The following is an 18563-nucleotide window of genomic DNA, read 5'->3' as shown; positions in this document are numbered from 1 at the left end:
CCCCTAGAGGGGTCGCAACATCTCCACGGCAACGGGAGAGGGTTCGGGGTGTGGAGCGTTCTCATCGCCCCTACGAGGGGTCGCAACTGCATGTTCAGGTCTTCGGGCCCGTGAACGAGTCGTCGCCCCTACGAGGGCCGCTCCGACCACCGGCCCAACCGCTACGCGGCCCCTACGGGGTCCTACCGGATTGCGCCGGCCGCTCCGCTCCGTGATCTTGAAAGGCCCCGCGGGCACCATGTAATCGATCTTGCTCGTCTGCCGACACAAAAACAGGAGGGGCGACCGCTGTTCGATCGCCCCTCCCCGTACTCCATCCGGCACCCCGTCCCTGGGGCAGCGCCATTTGCGATGGGAGATACGGGCGAATCACGTCTTCCCCCGTACCCCACACCACCCATGGGGCTCACAGCTCCGGCGGGCAACGGGGAGATCTCCACGAGCGCCCTCAACACTCAGGAGACCTCCCCGGCCGGGTGCGACGACCATTAGCGCGGGGATGGCGCACCGCCGCACCAGCTCAAAGGGTCAGCAGGCCAGCCGGAACCAGACCGCGCGACCTATCTCCGGGTCATGATCAGAGCCCCAGCCGCTGGACAGGCGATGGACCCAGTCCAGGCCCCGCCCGCTGAGACTGTCCTCACCCGCTGGCCGCATCGCGGGAACATTGACCGACGATCCCTCATCGATCACCTCGATGTGGATCACGTCCCTACCCAGCCCCACAGCGACCGTGACCAGCCCCTCAGGATCAATGCCCGAATCACTGTGCAGGATGCTGTTCGTCACGACCTCGCTGACCAACAGCCTCACCGTCTCCAGGACCTCACCCGAGAAGCAATGCGCACTCAGCAGATCCACCACCCATCGACGAGCCTGCCCCGCCGACCGCACGTCACCGCTGAAATTGCGAGTACCGACGATGCACAACCCGTCCCAGCGCCGAAGCATCGCCTCCACCGCGCTGTAGACGCCTTCCCGGCTCACCGCGCCGCCTCGTGGATACGCTGCGCCGCTCTCTCGTCAAGAGCGTCGATCCACTGACTCCGCCCCCACGAGAAGAGCCATCTCCCGCCGCGCATGAGGGCGAACACCCGCAGGTCCCCCACCGTGCGCGGCATCACCACACGCGGTTCGCCGGTCCGGGGGAGTTCCACCGTCGTCTCCGCGCCAAGCAAGCGGAGATCCCAGGCCAGCCGGACAAGATGGATGTACCGGTCCTCCTGCGGATCTTTCACGACTGGTTGCCGTACGACAGCGGATACTTTGTCCCGCTTCCCTGTCATCGCTTCACTAGAGCGCCCGGCTCTAGGATGATCCATGGATCGCACCTCCAGCGTGCGGTCAAGGGACCCGTACGGCGTGTCAGCGCCTACGGGTCCCGCCTTTTGTGGCCATCTCTCGTCATCACCCGCCAAACTGCACAGATAGGGATGAACGAGGGGAACAGGTAGGATTTCTCTTTGCGTGAACGGCCAAACCCACTCTGCATGTAGCAAGGGCGAGTTGGAAGGCCAGAAAGCGAGCCTGTCAAGAGGCAGATTGAGGGCAGATTCGGGATTTGCCCAACGCGCTTTCCCTGGTCATGCTTGAGGAGTGCGCCGGAGAGGAGGCTGGTCATGACCGAGCCGAACGCCCAGCTACGCCAAGCACGAGAGCGTATAGAGTCCCCGAATGTCGCCGGGGAAGTCCTGTCACGGCAAGAGCTTGCCGATATGGTCAACGCCTGGATTTACGAGCACCTGAACCGCAAGGCATGTCTTAGCGCGAACTACGTCGGCAAGATGGAGCGTGGCGTCCTACGTTGGCCCAACGACGATTACCGTAAAGGACTGCGTGCCGTACTGGGTGTGAAGACAGACGGTGATCTTGGCTTTCGTCGGCCGCATCGCGCGCCAGTGGTTACTACGGTGACAGACGTGGATCGTAAAGAGTTTCTCCGTACGGCTTTCGGGGCCGCCGCCGCAGTGGCCAGCCATTCATTTGTCGAACTGGCAACGCCAAGCGAACCGACCCGAATACCAGCCGTTATCAGTGCTGCCGACATCAAGGCCGTGCGGAACATTGCACAGATATTTTCCACTTGGGACCATACCTATGGTGGTGGACTAGCCCGCGAGGCCGTGAACAGCCAACTTCGCTACTCGGTTGAACTCTTGGGAGTCCGTTGCCCGGCGCGCCTGCAATCCGACCTCTACTCAGCGGTTGGATTTCTAGGGCATGCGTCAGCATTTATGGCATTCGACGCCTACGCCCACGAGGATGCCAAGCGGATGTTTCGCCTGGCTTTGGTATGCGCAGAGAAGTCCGGGGATTGGCATCTACGGGCAAAAGTGCTATCGAGCATGGCCCGGCAAGCGATTTGGTGTGGCGACCCAGACACTGGCCTAACCCTGGTTGAGCTTGCATTGGTCCGTGCCGACCGACTCACCCCCGCAGAGCGGGCGATGTTGCTAGCCGCCCGTGCCCGAGCATTGGCCAAGCTAAGGCGCACGCAAGAAACACTCAGCACAATTGGCATGGCAGACCAAGAGTTCAGCCGACTAAGGGCCGACGAAGAGCCGCCATGGATGCGTTACTACGATACCGCCCAGCACGCCGGAGACACCGGGCATGCGCTGTTTGACCTCGCCATACACGGTCAGTTCGTCAGCGAGGCATCTAATCGGCTCTCCGCCGCCATAGCCGGTCACAGTGACACCTATGTGCGGTCTCGGGCAATCAGCGGAACCAAGCTCGCATCACTGACCATGGCAGTAGGAGACCCCGAACAAGCCACCGTGACCGGCATGCGGGCGCTACGCGACGCGGGCACCGTACGCTCCCGTAGAGCAGCCGATGATTTGCGTGAACTCCACAAGTTCGCCGCCCCCCACGAGCGCATAACCGAAGTGTCAGAACTACGGCACTACATCACTGACCTGGTTTCCGGCTCATGACCCAGGTGAGCACTCCAGGGGATGAGGCACTCAAGGCTCTATACATCGCCTGCCAACAGGTCGGGGTCGACGCATCCAGCGTGAAGCCCATCCGTCTCAGCGAAAACGCCATCTACCGGTTACCACATAGAATCGTCGCGCGGGTCAGCCGGGTCGGCCAAATTCAAGCCGCCGCAAAAGAGGTCCATATAGCCCGTTGGCTGGAAGCTTCCGGGATGCCTGCCGTACAGGTCATTCCTAGTCTGGATCAGCCCGTTGAGGCGGACGGCAGGGCCGTGACGTTCTGGCGGGAGTTACCAGCACACGAGTACGGCACCTCTTTGAATGTCGCCACCACGCTACGGGCGTTGCACCGTCTGACTCCTCCGGTACATTTCGAGCTTCCCCCGCTGGCTCCGTTTGTGCGGCTCGCGGAGCGAATCGATCATGCCCACATGTTCACGCCCGAAGACCGTAAGTGGCTGCGCAAGCACTTGTCAGACCTTAAGAGCAGGTATGCCGAGCTGCCGCCAGGGTTACATAGCTGCGTGGTGCACGGAGACGCCTGGGTCGGCAACGTATTACTCGCCAGCAACGGTCTCGTAATCCTAGCTGACTTTGAGCGCACCGCCTTAGGGCCGCCGGAATGGGATCTGGTATCCACTGCAATCAAATACGGCACCCTTGGCGGGATCTCCAAAGACGAGTACACCGCGTTTGCCGAAACCTATGGCCATGATGTTATGAGTTGGGCAGGCTTTCCGATCCTGCGTGATATCCGCGAACTTCGCATGGTCACCATGGCGGCCCAGATCGGCATGGAAGATGCAACGATACGCAGTGAGGCAATTGCTCGACTAGCCGCGATTCGCGGTGAAAGTGGCCCTCGCCCTTGGAAACACTGGCGACCTCTGAACTGACTGGACAAGCGCCTCCGGCGGGGGCGCTCAGCTCCGGGATGATCGCCAGCGCGGAAGCTGTGGGGGGTGGAGTGGCTGAGGTAGGGGCCTGACGCTCCTATGTGCAAGGGTGTTGCTCCAAGTTGTCGTTACGAGCTGTCGTTGTTAGAGGACAACGCCTGCTGGGCGGTGCCAGCCGAGTGAAGGTGAGGTGCCCAGCAGATTCCGGACAGTCAGCTACATAAGCTGACAGAAGTCTGGAAGAGGTAGGTACGTGACGAGGCGTTGCAGGCAGTTCTCGCCCGAGTTCAAGGAAGAAGCCGTCCGCATGGTCTTGGACGGCGAGCGGACGGTCGCGTCGGTGGCGCGCGAGTTCGGAATCAACGCCGGCACCCTGGGCAGTTGGGTGAACCGGCATCGGATCGTGCACGGCCAGGACGCGCAGCCGGTCTCTGGGCCGGAGCGGGCCCGGATCCGGGAGCTGGAACGGGAGAACGCCGAGCTGCGCGAGAAGCTGGCGTTCTTGAAAAAAGCAGCGGCCTTCTTCGCGGCCGAGAATCGATGACACTCGCCAAGTACGAGCTGATCGACGCGGAGAAGGCCCACCATGCGATCGTCAAGATGTGTGCCTGGCTGGGCGTGTCCCGCTCGGGCTACTACGAATGGCATGAGCGGCCGGCCTCGGCCACCGCGCAACGCCGGGCACTGCTCACCGAGCTGGTCGCCGAGGTCTTCGCCGACTCGCACGAGACCTACGGCTACCGGCGGGTCCACGCCGCCCTGCTGCGCCGGGGCGAGCACTGCTCGGCCGAACTGGTCCGCGCGTTAATGCGTGAGCAGGGCCTGGTCCCGGCCCAGGTGCGGGCGTTTCGGCCCACCACCACCGTGCAGGGCGACTATGGCGGCATCCCCGACCTGCTCGGCCGCGACTTCACCGCCGAGCGGCCGGGCACCAAGCTGGTGGGCGATATCACCTCATGGGAGAGCCACAGAGGATCGGGCAGGGTGCAGGTCGAGCTGTCGGCGGGTGACCACTCAGATATCACCGACTTTGTTTGAAGTCTTCATGTAGACGGTGGCCCCGCCGGCTGCTGGGTCTGCAGCCAGCTGGTGAGGTGTCGCGCCGCGAGCGCTATCCATGAGGGTGCTGCGCAGGCCCTGTGCTCGAACATCGGTCACATCACTCGAGGAGGGCCTGTTGCGCATCACCTGCGGGATCGACTGGTCGGAGCGACACCATGACATCGCGTTGATCAACGCCGACGCTGCGATCGTGACCAGAGCCAGGATCGGTGACGACCTGGCCGGCTTTCGGCGGCTGACCGAACTACTCGCCGAGCACGCTGGGCCCGACGGGCCCACCTCCATCGAGATCGCCATCGAAACAGACAAGGGTCTGCTGGTCGCGGCCCTGGTGGCGGCCGGGTTCACCCTGTTTGCGATCAACCCCAGGGCGGTGGCCCGGTATCGGGAACGGCACGGGCAGGCCGGCGGTAAGTCCGACCCTGGCGACGCCGCGGTCCTGGCCGACATCTTGCGCACCGACCGTCATCGGCATCGGCCGTTGCCCGCCGACACTAATCTCGCCCGAGGGGTGAAGGCGGTCGCTCGCCAGCATCAGGAAGCCATCTGGGCGCGGCAGCAGACGGTGAATCGGTTGCGCTCGCTGCTGCGCGAGTTCTACCCGGCCGCGCTGGCGGCGTTTCCGATCCTGACCCAGCGTGCGGCGTTGACGGTGCTGCGGGCCGCGCCCACGCCGCAAGCCGCGGCGAGGTTAACACCCAGCCGGATGGAGACGCTTTTGCGCAAGGCCGGGCGGCGTATCGATCCAGCACTGCCGGAGCGTCTGTCGACTCAACTGCGCCAAGAGCAGCTGCGCCAGCCCGCCGAAGTGGAGCAGGCCTTCGGGGTTGCCGCCGCCGGCCTCATCGACGTCATCGTCGCCATGACCGGCGCCATTGACACGCTGCAAGAGCAGCTCACCGGCCTGTTCACCCGCCACGACCAGGCGCAGATCGTCACCAGCATGCCAGGCCTGGGCACTGTGCTCGGTGCGCGAGTCCTGGGCGAACTCGGTGATGACCGCAGCCGCTTCACCGACATCGCCGGACTGCGCGGCTTCGCGGGCACCGCTCCCATCACCCGCGCATCAGGCAAGATGAAGATCGTCTCAGCCCGGTATATCCGCAACAAGCGCCTGGCCGACGCCTGCCACTGGTGGGCCTTCGCCGCGATCACTAAATCGGCCGGCGCCCGAGTTCACTACGACCAGCGGCGAGCCGCCGGAGACACCCACAACGGCGCCCTGCGCAACCTGGCCAACAAGCTGCTGGCCAAGCTCTGGCACTGCCTGCACAACGGCGTGCTCTACGACGAAGCCACCGCCTGGCCCACCCCTAAGGAAAAGATTGAATCAGCCGCCGCTTGACACCTCACCCACGTGAGGTGTCTACATCCCCACCTGGGAAGGCTTTCTCTACTTGGCAACTGTCATCGACTGCCACAGCAAGGCGGTCCTCGGCTGGGCGATGGCCGACCATTACCGCACCGAACTCATCAAGGACGCGATCCGGATGGCGGCCGGCACCGGCCTGCTCCAGCCGGGCGCCGTCTTCCACTCCGACCGCGGCTCGAACTACACCTCAGATGAGTTCGGCCGCTTCCTGGCCAACCAGCGCATCCGCCGCTCGGTCGGACGCACCGGGGTCTGCTACGACAACGCGATGGCCGAGTCGTTCTTCAGCGCGATCAAGAACGAATGGCTCCACCGCTTTGTCTTCGCCACCCGAGCCAAGGCGAAACGGCAGGTCATCCGCTATATTGAAGGGTTCTACAACCGGCAGCGTCTGCACTCGGCGCTCGGCTACCGGCCGCCGCTGGAAGTGCTCAACGAGTCCCTTTCGTCCCAAGCAGCCGCATAGGCTACACACCCATAAGGCGGCTGTCCGGAATCACCGTGGCCCCTCAGACCCCTCGTAGGGGCGATGAGGATCTGGAACAGGACTACAACAGCGGGTACGGCTGTATGTTGCGACCCCTCGTAGGGGCGATGAAGACGCGAACAGGCCGACTACAACAGCCACCTCTACGAGTTGCGACCCCTCGTTGGGGTGGTGAGGATACCCGTCGTCTCGATGAGCGCTACCACCGGCACGCGTTGCGACCCCTCGTAGGGGCGATGAGTGAGGACGCCTGGACCACACCTCCCTTGGAATGCTGGACACCATGTTGCGACCCCTCATAGGGGCGATGAGGACCTACCGGCTCACCCCGGAAGGCCGCACGTATGCGCTGTTGCGACCCCTCATAAGGGCGATGAGGACCCGCGATCCCCGCAGGCGCCGAACTAGAGCCGCTCATGTTGCGACTCCTCGTAGGGGCAATGAAGACTCAAGTACGGGCCGCTCCCTGCCTGCCGGTAAGCCGTTGCGACCCCTCGTAGGGGCAACGAGGACGAGGGCTCCAGCCTGGCGATGTCGTCGTCTCAACGGACATGTTGCGACCCCTCGTAGGGACGATGAGGACGTCCGACACAGACCCTGACATCGCCGCCGCCTGGATGTTGTGACCCCTCCTAGGGGCGATGAGAACGTGAGACGAAGCAGGTCGAAAAGGTCGAGATAGTGTTGCGACCCCTCGTAGGGGCGATGAGGACACGATGACGGCAGCGTCTCCCCCGGCGATGTCTGCAAGTTGCGACCCCTCGTAGGGGCGATGAGGACCACGTTCACCCCGTACTACGTCCCCGGACAGTTGTTGCGACCCCTTGTAGGGGCGATGAGGACCAGCCACCACGCAAGAGACCGACTTCCGACCACGGGTTGCGACCCCTCGTAAGGGCGATGAGGGCCTGACTGAGCGCTGCATGTACGTCCGGGTGGTCTGGTTGCGACCCCTCCTAGGGGCGATGAGGACACGGAGGAAGACATGACCCTCGACAACATGCCTAGTGAGTTGCGACCCCTCCTAGGGGCGATGAGGACCCCAAGGTAAAGTCGCAGCTCAACGAGCCTGTAGCCGCGACTGTTTCCGGGGAAATTGCAGTGAACCTCCGGTTGTGCAGGATACCCCGGAGGTTCGCTGCAAATCCATGATCGTGGCAAATGGGTTGGCGGCAGTGCGTTGATGGTCGGCGGGTGCGTTCGGTGCGGCGGCCGGGCGGTGCGGCGGGCGGCGGGGTCCGGCCGTTCGCGCCGGGCGGGCGCGGGACGGGACCGGCCCCCAGGCCGCATGCCCGGCCTCGATGTCCGCGCGGCGGGGGCGGGCACGCCCGTGGCGCCTCATCGCCCCTATGGGGGTTGTCGCTGGTTCAGTTGGAACTGTCTGAGATCTGAGTCCGACAGGGTGTTCGGATTCGTTCTCCCAGGTGGGCGGAGTATTCAGCCGCCGGATCCCCGCCGATTCCACGGTTTTCCTCTCCGGACACTTCCATTCGGTCGCAAATCAGTGGGCTGATCGACAACTTGCGGTTGGGAGTGGTTGAGCGGGGTCGGTCTCAGGGGCTCTACCTGGGGTTTTCTCTTCGTCCATCTGTAGATGGGTGAAGAGGAAATCACGGTGGAGGGGAGGGCGAATGCGGCTTTCTCGGGGTGGGAGCGGTAGGGCGGTGTGGGAGGGGGCGTCGGGGTGGTCGGTGGCGGCGCTGGCGGGTGCGGCGGCGGCGGTGGCCGCGGGGACCGTGCCAGATGTGATCAAGGGGTGGCTGGGGGACCAGAAGTGGTTCCTGACGGTGCTCTGCGTGGCTGCGGCGGCGGTGTTCACCGGTATCAACCTGTGGCAGCAGCGCAGCAGAGGCGTGGGCATCGTGATCGCGCTGCCGAGGGAGAACTGGCGGGGGCCGTGGAGTGCCCAGTGGGTCAGTGCTGCCGTCAATCACGCCCGGCGTAGTCATGATTCCTGCTTCGTTGTACGGCGGGAGATCGAGGTGGCGGCGCCCGGTGCCGATCTGGCCACCAGGGTCGCCGCGCGGGAGGCCCGCGAGGACGCTCTTGAGCTGGCCTACGAGTTGGTGACCGCGCGGCTGACGGAGCTGTCGGAGTCGGACCCGTCCACGCCGGTGTCGCTCTACGTCAACGCCGCCCTGCCCGATGCCTTCGACCTGGGTGCGAAGTTCAAGTTCAACGTGCAGCGGGAGCTGAGGGGGATTAGCCCCAACCTCGGGTTGAGTCACCCCGTACCAGAGGCAGACGCACCCGGTAGGAACGAAGGTGAGGCCGAGTCCGGTGCGGGGGTGGACGGGTTCGGAGAGGTCATCGCGCCGGTGCTGCCGCAAAGGTCGGAGCGGGCGCAGTCGGACTTCTTTCCCTCGGTCAGGATCAGCAGCCGGTTGAAGGAGCCGCTGACTCCGGCGGAGGCGGTACGGGCGGCGAAGCTGGCCAGGGTGGTCGAGGAGCCGGAGTTCGAAGGGGACGCCGAGGGGCGGGCGGTCGCCCTGGTGGTGCATCTGGCGGACAACCCGATGATGGTCGCCCAGGCGTTGCGGGCTGCGGCCGGCGGTTGCGCGGACATCGGCGGGCGTTGGGAGCGGTGCCGCGCGGCCCTGGTCGTCGACGGAGGGTCAGCCAACCTGCCGGAGACGGCTGTCGACTTCGAACTGGTCGTCCGGTATGTCTACGCCGCCTGGCGGGCCTGGATCGCGGCCCACCCGCAGTACGCCGCGCTGGACACCCGGTTGTTCATCGCCGCTCCGGCCAGTGTCGTCTTCGCGCTGGGCTGGCTGGTCGGCCACGCGGTACGGGTGGTTCCGCACCCGTACGAGACGCGCCGTGACGAGACGCGCTCCTAAGAGACGCACCCCTAAGAGATTCGTTCATACGAGACAGGAGAGTCATGTACGTCGTCGTGATCAATACGGCGGGTAATCAGCGCTACATCTTCTCCTCCAACAAGCGGCAGGAGATCGTCGGCGCGTCCGACCTGATCACCCGGGTGGACGGAGCCTGGGCCGACGAGGCGCTGAAGGATGCGTTTCCCGGTTTCGAACGGAAGACCTGGCGGCTCGACACCCATGGCGCGGAGCTGGTGGTCGCGGGGGCGGGAGGGATCACCGTGCTGGTCAAGGAGAGGGATGCCGGGCGGCGGCTGGTGACCGCGCTGACCACCCTCGCGCTGCTTCACGCGCCGGGTCTGGATGTCTGCGGCGTGGTGGTCGAGTACGCCCCGGGCTCGCTGGCCAAGGAAATGGGAAGGGTGCGGACGGAGCTGGCCGCCGTACGGGAGTCACGGCCGGGGCCGCAGGCGAGGTTTCTGCGGCTGCCGCCGGTCGAGGACTGCGGGTCGAGCGGGTTGCCGGCGGCGGTGATTCACCGTGAGGGCAACGAGGAGCCGCGGCCGAGGTCGGCGGCGGCCAAGGCGAAGCTGGACGCCTATTCGGGCGCGCTCGACAGGATGGCCGAGATCGCCTGGCCCAATCGGCGGGCGATGGGGGAGGTCGTCGATCGACGGGCAATGAAGAAGATCGTTGATCGGCTGGGCCTGGAGGCTTCCTGGGTCGCGGTGGTACATGCCGATGGCAACGGGTTTGGTGCGATCTTCAAGGGCCTGGACGAGCTGGTGGCGGACGGGGACGACCGGGGCTATGTGGAGACGCTGAGAAGCGTCTCCCAGGCCGTCGACGAGTGCGCGAAGAAGGCGTTCCGGGTGGCGCTGTGCCGCACCGCCAATGAGAGCGCTGACGGGGCCGCCAATGGGATCCCCGGTGGGAGCAGCGGCGGGATCAAGGACGGGGGCGTTGGTGGAGTCACTGAGAAGGCCATCAAGAGGACCGTCAGGGACACGGCCGATGGTGAAAACGCTGCGGAAGACGGACGGGCCGCCGGCGGACCTCTGGCGGTTCTGCCGCTGGTGATCGGTGGTGACGATCTGACCGTGGTGTGCGAGGGCGAGGTGGCACTGCTCTTCACCCGGCACTACCTGGAGGCGTTCGAGGAGGAGACGGCCAGGGATCCGAGGCTCGCGCCGGTGCTGGGCAAGCTGGGCCGCGAGAGCCTGGGCGCGGGTGCCGGGGTGGCGATCGTCAAGCGGAACTACCCGTTCCACTTCGCCTACGACCTGGCCGAGGAGCTGATCGATACCGAGGCCAAACGGGTCAAGGAGTGGGGCGCGGCACTGGCGTTCGCCGTACTGCTGGAGAGCTCCGCCCCCGACCTGAAGCGGATCCGGCAGGCGGGCGGTGCCGGCGGGTCGGCCTCGCCGTACCTGGTGGGGGCGGGAAGCCGTGACGACAGGGCGCGGGGACGGCGCTGGGAGGACCTGGTGCGGCGGGTCGGCGCGCTGAGGCGACATGATCCCGCCTCGGGGGAGCTACTGATTCCCCGTGGCGCCGCTCACGACCTACGCGAGGGGCTGCACCTGGGCGCGGAGGTCGCGGCGTCCAGGTGGGAACTGCTGCGCCGCCGGTTCGAGGGGGACCGGGAGCGTACGGCGGCGCTGATGGAGCTGACGGAGGAGCCGGGCGGGCTGCTCTGGATCGACAGGGAGACGACTGTGACGGGGTTGCCGGACGCGATGGTCGCGCTGCAGTTCCTCAAGGTCCGGGAGCAGCGGGTGCTCGCGATTGGAAGTGAGGCGGAATGAAGGACGGTGAGGTGAGGGAGACGCGCGAGATCGGTGGATTCGATGTCTCGCTGTTCATGGTCAGTGACTGGCAGGTGGGCACCGGGACGGGCATCCAGGGATACACCGACCGCCTCATACAGCGGGACGCGGACCGTCCCGTCCACCGAGGCGCGAAGGACGTGGGCAACCCCGTTCGACGAGGTGCGGAGAACACGGGGCGTCCCGCCGTAACAGGCGTGCGGGCTCTCGCCGCGCCGATCGTTCCGGCCAAGACGCTGGTCGGGGTCTGGCGGGACTCCTGCGAGCTGGCGGCGCATGCCCTGGACGGCGGCCCCGCCGGGGTGTGGCACGACTGGCTGGGGTTCCTGTTCGGCGGGCAGTACGCCACGGACACGAACGCGCTGTGGCCCGCCGCGCTGGTCGTCGAGGGGCCGCTCCGGTTCCCCGAAAGGCTGGCCGAGCTGCTGCGGGAGAAGCCCCTGGTCTCCTGGGCGACGACGTTTCGTAAGCCGGGGGTGGCGATCGACGCCCGTACCGGCACCGCCAAGGCGGACATGCTGCGGTTTGACGAGATGGCCCGCGCCGGGGTCACGCTGAAGGGCCGGGGACGGATCGACGGGTTCGCGGAGCTGAGCCAGGCGCAGCGGGAGGTCGCCGTCGCGCTGCTGGACGCGGGGGCGCGGCTGCTGGAGAGCATCGGCGGCAAGCGGCGCCGGGGGGCGGGGCGGTGCAGGCTGACCGTCGAAGGGGCGGCGTTCACTCCCGACTGGACGATGCCGGACGAGCTGGTGCCGCCACCTTCGGTCTCGCCGTACGCGGTCGCCGACCGGCCCGCGCCCGCGCCCCGGACGGTGCGGGCGGGCTGGGAGCGCGCGGAGCTGGTCATCACGGTAAAGGAGGCCGTGCTCGTCGCGGCCACCGTGATGGGCAACGTGGTGCAGGGCACGACCCACATTCCCGGCTGGTGCCTGATGCCGGAGGTGACCCGGCGGCTCGGCGGGGCCGCGCACGCCCTGGTCCGTACCGGGGATCTGCTGGTCACAGCCGCTACCCCGGAATCGGAGGAGGGCGTGCGGACCCTGCCGGTGCCCAGGGTCCTCGTCCACGAGAAGGGCAGGACCGTGGTCGCCGGTAACCGGATGGCCGATGCTGAGATATCCGGCAAGCCATACCGGGACGGGTACGTCATCCCGGAAGGGGAGGAGTCTCCCGAGGTGGTGAACCCGCCGCTCACGGTGCGCATGCACAACAGCGTCGATGACAAGGTGCAGCGGCCCATCAGGGAGATCGGCGGTGTCTACGTCTACCGGGCGCTGGCCGCCGGGACCGTGCTCCGCGCCGAGGTACGGGTCCGGGCGGGCCTGCTGGAGAACGGCTGGGAGCAGCGGCTGGGCGGACGATGGCGGGTCGGCCGGTCCTCCAAGGACGACTATGGGCAGGTAAAGGTCGAGGCACGCCTCGTCGCGGACCGGCGGCGACCCGGAGGGGAGGGCGGGCTGCTCCGAGTGTGGCTGTTGTCGGAGCTGCTGGTCCGTGATGTGCGGTTGCGGCCCAGCACGGAGGTCGTCGATGTCGGGCGGGCACTGGAGCAGGCCCTGGCCAGGGCGGGGGCCACCGGGGTGCGTCTGGTTCCGGTGACCGAGCCGAGGGACGGACGGGTGAGCGTCGCGCTCGGCGCCCACCGGACGGAGAGCTGGCACCGGGGCTGGGGGCTGCCCCGCTCCACCCTGTACGGTCTGGCTGCCGGGAGCTGCCTGACCTTCGAGGTGACCGGCGGGCCTATCGATCCGGTGGTGCTCGCGGAGGTACGGGCCGCAGGGGTGGGAGAGCGCAGGGCCGAGGGGTTCGGGCAGGTGGAGTTCGACCATGACCTGCTGCTGCGGTCCGTCGCGGTCCTCGATCCGGCCGATATCGGATCCGCCGCCACCGTTCGAGAGACCGGTTCTCTCGCCACAGAGACTCGCTCTTCTGTCGTGTCCGTGGCTGAGTCTTCTGCTCCGCACGTTGAGGCCGGAGGGCCTGAGCTCATCGCGCTGGGCGAGAAGGGGTACGAGGACGCGCGGATCTTCGAGCGGGCGGCCTGGCGGACGGAGATCCACCGGGCCTGCGAACGGATCAGGGGGGATCGGGAGAGGCGGCTGCGGATCATCCCCGACAGGGTTTCCAACACCCAGCTCAACGCGCTGCGGGAGATCGTCCGTGACCTGTCCTCTGGGCGGGCCGGGAGCCGTCTGGAATGGCTCACCAGGTCCAAGGCGGGCAGGTCCGACTGGCCCAAGGAAGCCGTGAAGCGACTGCACGCACTGTTCGTCGACGCCGACCCGATCTGGACGCTGCTCGACCTTCCGGAGGGGGAGCTGGTGGTGACAGCGGACGGCGCCGCGACGCTGCGCGTCGAACTCCGCGACGAGGCGGTACAGGTGCTGGTCACAGCGTGCCTGGCCGCGCACAGCCGCGATGAGGCCGCAGGCAGCGGTGACCAGACAGGACAGAACGGTCATGAGACCGGAGGTGGCGGCGCCGCACCCGGGCCGGTTGGGACGGGACGCGGCCGTGACGGGATTGCTTCGGTCATGAGGAGCACGAGATGAGCACCAGGGTGGGACGGCACGTGACCAGCAGGGTCAGGGCGCGCGGCTGGCTGCGTACCGAGTCGCCGCTGCATGTCGGGGGCCTTGGCCACGACCCCTCAGAGCCGTTGCCGATCGCCGTGGACGGCCTGGGCCGCCTCTACGTTCCCGGCACCACGCTGGCAGGGGTGCTGCGAAACTGGTCGCGAGGTGCCGATCCGGAGTCTGTGGATCTCGATTCGCTCTGGGGCTTCATATCCAAGAACAACGATGAAGGCCGGGTCAGCCGGGTGATCGTCGCGGATGCCCTGATCACCTCCGAGGCCCGGCTGGACGATCGTGGTCTGCCCGCCACACCACTCGACCCTGCACACCTGGAGTTTCGGCAGTCGGTCGGTATCGACAGGGCGACCGGTACGGCGGCGCAGGAGTTCCTGTACGGCAGGGCCGTCGTGCCCGCCGGGTGCCACCTCAGGCTGGAGATCGACATCGAGTCCGACGAGGACGGTCCCGCCGACGAGGCCCGGATGGGTGCCCTGCTCGAAGCCCTGTGTGCCGGGGAGGTTCGAATCGGCGCGGCGACAGGCAGGGGCCTAGGGGCGGTGCGGCTGCTTGACGACCCGTTCGAGCTGGTCGTGGACCGGTTCGACTCGCCGGCGGGCCTGCTGGCCGTACTCCGGAATGATCCGGATCGCGTCCGGTCGGTGGCGTCATTGCGATCCGTCGACGCGCGACTCCCACCCCGGCGCGAACTGCTCGACGTGCGCGTCGCGTGGAGTCCGAGGGCGCCGGTGATGGTCCGGGCGAGTTCGGCAGGTCTGGTCGTCGATACCCTGCCGCTCACCACGCGCATCGATCGCCGTCACCTCACGCTGGTGCTGCCGGGCGGATCGGTCAAGGGAGCGTTGCGCAGCCACTCCGAGCTGGCGGAGCGCACCGCGCGCGGGATCGACGCGCCGTCGGCCGGTCCTGGCGCCCCGGCGGGGGAGTACAGCGCGGCGTTCCGGGCGCAGCTCGACCAGTTGCCCGCCGTACGGGCGCTGTTCGGTTCTGCCCGCGACGACAGTGCGGACCGGCGGGCGGGTGCGCTGCGTGCTGAGGAGTGCATCGCGCAGACGATCGTTTCCGACACGCTATGGGACGTGGTCACCGGGGCCGAGATCCCGCAAGAGGGGGCCGCCGTACCGGACGGGCGGCCCGAGCTGGCCGAGTCCGTACACGACCGGCTGGAGGACCTGGGCATGGCGCAGGCCGACCACGTGGCTCTGGACCGTTGGACCGGCGGAGCCGCCGACGGCCGCCTGTTCAGCGTGCTGGAACCACACGCGGTGAAGTGGGAGCCGATCCGGCTCTCCGTTGACCTCACCCGTCTCGGTGCCGAGCGGGACAGCGCGTTGGCCCTGCTGCTCCTCACCCTCAGAGACCTCGCCGACGGGCGGATCCCGCTCGGTGCCCTGACCAACCGAGGATTCGGCGACATCGACGTCACCGAGATCACTCTGACCGGCGGCCCGTGGCCGGAGCCGGTCACGCTCTCCCGGGCACTGGGCTCCCCGGAGATCTCGTCCATAGCCCAGGCCTGGACCGACTACCTGGCGCAAGAACTCGTGGAGACCTCCGCGCCGAAAGGACTTTGATGACCACCCTGTACGGCGGCGCCGCCACCGGCGTCACGTTGCCGCAGGCACTTCAGGCGGCCGGGGTCGCTGGAGGATGCGCCCTGCTCACCGCGCCCTCGGCCTACCACGTCACCCGGGTTCAGGGGGACGGCTGCGTCACCCCGGCCGGACCCGTCGACCTTTCCACGGTCTACGAGGCGCGAGCCTTCACCCCAAAGGTTGAGCTGCGCTGGGTGGAAACCGGATACGCGGTCCTGCTGACCGAGGATCGGAGCCTGCTGCCCGCGTTCTTCGGCGAACCGCTGGAGGAGCTGTCCACGGTGGCGACCGCGGAGGCCCACTATCTGGTCTGGGGCGAGGCCGGCGCGTCCGCGTCGGGCGGCAGGCCGGTTTCCGGGGGCGCGGAGGACTCCGCGCCGGGCTGGGTCACGCTCCGCACCGCCCGGATCGGCACCCTGACGGTGCCCATGGCGCCTTCCTCCGCGCAGAAGCGGGTACGGCTGGCCGCCCGTGAGTACATCGTCGCGGACAGGGTGCACGGCAACGCCTATGTCGCAGAGGAACGCCTGATCGGGTTCGAACCCTACGCGCCGGAGGAGAACGCGCGATGAGCGATGACATGAAATTTCTCAATCCCTACACGTTCGTTCCGGCGTTTCCCCGAGACGGCTTGCCGGAGCCACTCGGTGACGGGTCGCCGCTCGGTGGGGATCCCGGGAAGCCGGGCCACGGGGCTGGTAGGGATCGGCTGCACCCGGAGCGCTGGACCGGCCGGATCGGGGTCAGGCTCACCGTCGAGACGCCGCTTCTGCTCCTGGACACCGCGCGGGGGACGGCGCCGTCCGAGGGTGCGGACACCCACCGGGTTTATCCCGTCCAGGTGCGCGGGGGCCGCCCCCACCTGGCCGCGACCTCACTCAAAGGCATGCTGCGCTCCGCCTACGAGACCATCACCAACTCCCGATTCGGCGTCTTCGACGGGCATGACATCCGGCTGGGCTTCCGTCGTGGCGCAGACTACGCACTGGGCATGGTGCCTGTGCTCGTGGGGGCCAACAAAGTGGTGTACGGGTTCCAGCAGGCGGTGCTCAAGATGTACGACCAGGAATCCGGCGAGAGCATCTACCCCTGTGACGGCCAGGAAGCCCCTCAGCATCTGGAGCAACTCCGGGCCGTGATCCGGAACGAACGAGGAACGACCAGTGTGGTGCGGTTCGTCCGTACGAGGGGCGACGAAGAGTTGACCGTGGCGGACGGGGACCGGGTGGTGAAAGGAATCGCCTTCGTTACCGGTCCCAACATCGAGGGAAAGACCTCCGAGCGCCTGTTCTACCTGGAGGAGGGACAGGAGCAGTGGAAGATTCCGCTGGCCAGGCCGTGGAGCGAGATTGAAGAGCAGTGGAACGACCTGATAACCGACTACGGGAAGGCACACAAATTCGCGGAGCTGTATGACCGCGAGCGGTCCGACGGGAGTATGGCCGAACCGGGAGAGCGGATCGGCGACGGTCCCGGCCAGCTCGCCTGGAGCCCTCACCTGTACGACGAGAGCAGGAAGGACTTCAAGGGCGTCAGGCTCTGCTACGCCCGTCTCGTGTGCGATGACCGCGTTAAGCGGCGCTGTGATGGCCGCCTCGAATGCGATGGTGGTGACAAGGACTGCGCCAGCCGCCTCAAGAAAGAAGGCCGCGTCGACCGGCTCTACCCGGTCCTGATCCCGAGGGACCTCTATCTGGTTCCCCCGTCGGAGCTGCTGGACGAGTCGCTGCTCCCGGCCGCCCACATCGGCGAGCTCTCCCCGGCCGACCGGGTGTTCGGCTGGGTCGCCCCGCGAGGAAAGGGCGCACGGCCCTCGGCCTATCGCGGGCGGCTGCGCATCGGTCCGGTCATCTGTGAGCAGGACGCCGATGAGGCCGTGGAGCGGTTTGGCGGCGACGGGCTCCCGCTGGCGATCCTGGGGCAGCCCAAGCCCCAGCAGGGACGCTTCTATCTCGCTGAGTCCAGGGAGAGTCCCGATCGGCCGATCAAGGACGGGACGCCGAAGGAGAAGCTGTATCAGCCAGGCCAGGGGCTGCGCGGCCGGAAGGTGTACTGGCACCATGCCGGGCTGGACCGGCGGCAGCACTGGAGCGAGGGGCAGGGAAAGCTCGATCCCACCCAGGTCCGGATCAACGGTTACTACCGCGAATACCGGCGCTCCCGCACCCCGTACGACGACAAGGGCAGCCCGACCCCTGACGGGAGGCGCTACCGGACGAAGGACACCGAGCAGCGTGACACGCAGAACCGGTCGATCAAGGGTTGGGTGCGGCCCGGCACGACCTTCCGGTTCGTTGTCGAGGTCCGTGATCTCGACGACCACGAGCTGGGGGCACTCGCCTGGCTGCTCACCCTGCCGCCGGGGCACTTCCACCGGCTCGGCCTCGGCCGGCCGCTCGGGTTCGGCAGCGTACGACTCGAGGTCGAGGCCGAGAACACCGAACTGCACTCCGGCGCGGAGTACGCGGCCCACTACCGGAGCCTTTCCGGGACCCTACCCGACACCGACGGTGTCAAGAGGCTGATCCGGGCGGGGGAGACGTTCACCCGGATGGTGGAGGGCGTGGAGTCCCTGACCAAGGTCCGTGATGCGATGCTCGCCGTCTCGCGTGGTAACCCGGGGCTTCCGGTGCACTATCCCCGTACGCAACCGGACTGGTCACGGGGAGAGGTCCCCGTACCGCCGGATCCGCGCGGCAGAAACTACGAGTGGTTCACCGAGAACGAGAGGCCGGAGGGCAAACGGATCGCCCCGGGCCGGGGACGATCGCTGCCCACTCCGGAAGAGGACGCAAAGCCGTTGACCGTCTACCCGGTTAAGAAGGAGGACGACGCGACGAAAAAGGGGAACCGGCCCGGCCGAGGTTCATATCCCTCCAACAAGGGAGGAAAAGGGCAGGGAAATGGCGGCAGGAGACGTTAATGAAGACGGACGTTACCCGAGGTCAGACCCCTGGCCTG

General features: G+C 67.0%; 14 protein-coding genes. 12 read left to right on the top strand and 2 right to left on the bottom strand.

All coding sequences use genetic code 11. From position 1 onward, the window contains the following. Positions 1-528: 528 nt before the first annotated feature. Together ACWD3H_RS08410 and ACWD3H_RS08405 are read right to left on the bottom strand one after the other, a co-directional pair. Complete coding sequence (locus tag ACWD3H_RS08410) at positions 529-987, bottom strand: ATP-binding protein (protein WP_451954510.1); 459 nt, start codon at positions 985-987, stop codon at positions 529-531. After that, entirely contained in the window at positions 984-1238 is a 255-nt protein-coding gene (locus ACWD3H_RS08405; protein WP_355568367.1) for a hypothetical protein, read from the bottom strand. The genes ACWD3H_RS08410 and ACWD3H_RS08405 overlap by 4 nt, the downstream gene beginning before the upstream one ends. A 381-nt stretch (positions 1239-1619) precedes the next feature. Between ACWD3H_RS08405 and ACWD3H_RS08400 the strand changes: the two genes are divergently transcribed. From ACWD3H_RS08400 to ACWD3H_RS08345, 12 genes are all read left to right on the top strand, one after another. Beyond that, positions 1620-2939 (top strand): helix-turn-helix domain-containing protein, encoded by a 1320-nt coding sequence (locus ACWD3H_RS08400; protein WP_451954509.1) that lies wholly within the window; start codon positions 1620-1622, stop codon positions 2937-2939. Then, complete coding sequence (locus tag ACWD3H_RS08395; RefSeq protein WP_451954508.1) at positions 2936-3838, top strand: phosphotransferase family protein; 903 nt, start codon at positions 2936-2938, stop codon at positions 3836-3838. The genes ACWD3H_RS08400 and ACWD3H_RS08395 overlap by 4 nt, the downstream gene beginning before the upstream one ends. A gap of 253 nt (positions 3839-4091) precedes the next feature. Beyond that, positions 4092-4382 (top strand): transposase, encoded by a 291-nt coding sequence (locus ACWD3H_RS08390; RefSeq protein ID WP_451954507.1) that lies wholly within the window; start codon positions 4092-4094, stop codon positions 4380-4382. After that, positions 4379-4876, top strand: a complete 498-nt coding sequence (locus tag ACWD3H_RS08385; protein ID WP_451954506.1) for an IS3 family transposase — start codon at positions 4379-4381, stop codon at positions 4874-4876. Before ACWD3H_RS08390 ends, ACWD3H_RS08385 begins: the two co-directional genes overlap by 4 nt. A 139-nt stretch (positions 4877-5015) precedes the next feature. Then, positions 5016-6245 carry an IS110 family RNA-guided transposase gene (locus tag ACWD3H_RS08380; RefSeq protein ID WP_355569989.1) on the top strand — a complete coding sequence of 410 codons (1230 nt, stop codon included), beginning with the start codon at positions 5016-5018 and terminating at the stop codon, positions 6243-6245. Between the two features lie 25 nt (positions 6246-6270). Beyond that, positions 6271-6738: an IS3 family transposase gene (locus tag ACWD3H_RS08375; protein WP_355568291.1), complete on the top strand. Its 468-nt coding sequence runs from the start codon at positions 6271-6273 to the stop codon at positions 6736-6738. Between the two features lie 1652 nt (positions 6739-8390). Next, positions 8391-9602 (top strand): hypothetical protein, encoded by a 1212-nt coding sequence (locus ACWD3H_RS08370; RefSeq protein WP_451954505.1) that lies wholly within the window; start codon positions 8391-8393, stop codon positions 9600-9602. A gap of 44 nt (positions 9603-9646) precedes the next feature. Continuing rightward, a complete protein-coding gene (locus ACWD3H_RS08365; RefSeq protein ID WP_451954504.1) occupies positions 9647-11392 on the top strand; it encodes a Cas10/Cmr2 second palm domain-containing protein in 1746 nt (581 codons plus the stop codon). Between the two features lie 11 nt (positions 11393-11403). Continuing rightward, on the top strand, positions 11404-13965 hold the full coding sequence (locus ACWD3H_RS08360) for an RAMP superfamily CRISPR-associated protein (protein ID WP_451954503.1): 2562 nt from the start codon (positions 11404-11406) through the stop codon (positions 13963-13965). After that, the gene (locus ACWD3H_RS08355) at positions 13962-15581 is read left to right on the top strand and encodes an RAMP superfamily CRISPR-associated protein (protein ID WP_451954502.1); all 1620 of its coding nucleotides are present in this window, start codon (positions 13962-13964) and stop codon (positions 15579-15581) included. Before ACWD3H_RS08360 ends, ACWD3H_RS08355 begins: the two co-directional genes overlap by 4 nt. After that, positions 15581-16174, top strand: a complete 594-nt coding sequence (gene csx19 / locus ACWD3H_RS08350; RefSeq protein WP_451954501.1) for a type III-D CRISPR-associated protein Csx19 — start codon at positions 15581-15583, stop codon at positions 16172-16174. The genes ACWD3H_RS08355 and csx19 overlap by 1 nt, the downstream gene beginning before the upstream one ends. Continuing rightward, positions 16171-18525 (top strand): TIGR03986 family type III CRISPR-associated RAMP protein, encoded by a 2355-nt coding sequence (locus ACWD3H_RS08345; RefSeq protein ID WP_451954500.1) that lies wholly within the window; start codon positions 16171-16173, stop codon positions 18523-18525. The genes csx19 and ACWD3H_RS08345 overlap by 4 nt, the downstream gene beginning before the upstream one ends. Positions 18526-18563 lie beyond the last annotated feature (38 nt).

It is taken from the genome of Streptosporangium sp. NPDC002607 (genome assembly GCF_053592655.1).
The sequence above is the reverse complement of the archived record's forward strand: the minus strand, read 5'-3'. Positions and strand labels throughout refer to the sequence as shown.

Bases quoted from the DNA above. Each gene is read 5' to 3' on its own strand.
- csx19 (WP_451954501.1), top strand. From the start codon at position 15,581: ATGACCACCCTGTACGGCGGCGCCGCCACCGGCGTCACGTTGCCGCAG.
- ACWD3H_RS08400 (WP_451954509.1), top strand. From the start codon at position 1,620: ATGACCGAGCCGAACGCCCAGCTACGCCAAGCACGAGAGCGTATAGAG.
- ACWD3H_RS08370 (WP_451954505.1), top strand. From the start codon at position 8,391: ATGCGGCTTTCTCGGGGTGGGAGCGGTAGGGCGGTGTGGGAGGGGGCG.
- ACWD3H_RS08345 (WP_451954500.1), top strand. From the start codon at position 16,171: ATGAGCGATGACATGAAATTTCTCAATCCCTACACGTTCGTTCCGGCG.
- ACWD3H_RS08395 (WP_451954508.1), top strand. From the start codon at position 2,936: ATGACCCAGGTGAGCACTCCAGGGGATGAGGCACTCAAGGCTCTATAC.
- ACWD3H_RS08355 (WP_451954502.1), top strand. From the start codon at position 13,962: ATGAGCACCAGGGTGGGACGGCACGTGACCAGCAGGGTCAGGGCGCGC.
- ACWD3H_RS08365 (WP_451954504.1), top strand. From the start codon at position 9,647: ATGTACGTCGTCGTGATCAATACGGCGGGTAATCAGCGCTACATCTTC.
- ACWD3H_RS08385 (WP_451954506.1), top strand. From the start codon at position 4,379: ATGACACTCGCCAAGTACGAGCTGATCGACGCGGAGAAGGCCCACCAT.